Annotated in this window: 1 protein-coding gene; it reads left to right on the forward strand. The window is 68.4% G+C overall.

Annotated elements, in window-relative coordinates:
• Positions 1-237, forward strand: a 237-nt coding sequence (locus AF337_RS33130; protein WP_193393690.1) for a dihydroxy-acid dehydratase domain-containing protein, incomplete at both ends; no start/stop codon positions are given.

Raw genomic sequence — 237 nt, forward strand, 5'->3', positions numbered from 1 at the left:
AGTCATGGGTCTCTGCCTTCCCCGCGCCGGTTCGGCACCCGCCGTCGAATCTGAACGAGTCCGCCTTGCCGAGGAGACCGGCCGTGTCGCCGCGCGTCTCGCCATGGATGAGGCTGCACCGACGGTGCGCGATATCCTGACGCCGCAGGCGATACGCAATGGCCTCGTCGCACTGCAGGCGATGGGCGGCTCGACCAATGCCGTCGTGCATCTTGCCGCGATAACCGGCCGCCTCGG

This window comes from Rhizobium ecuadorense (assembly GCF_001187535.1).
In the GTDB taxonomy this organism is placed as follows: domain Bacteria; phylum Pseudomonadota; class Alphaproteobacteria; order Rhizobiales; family Rhizobiaceae; genus Rhizobium; species Rhizobium ecuadorense.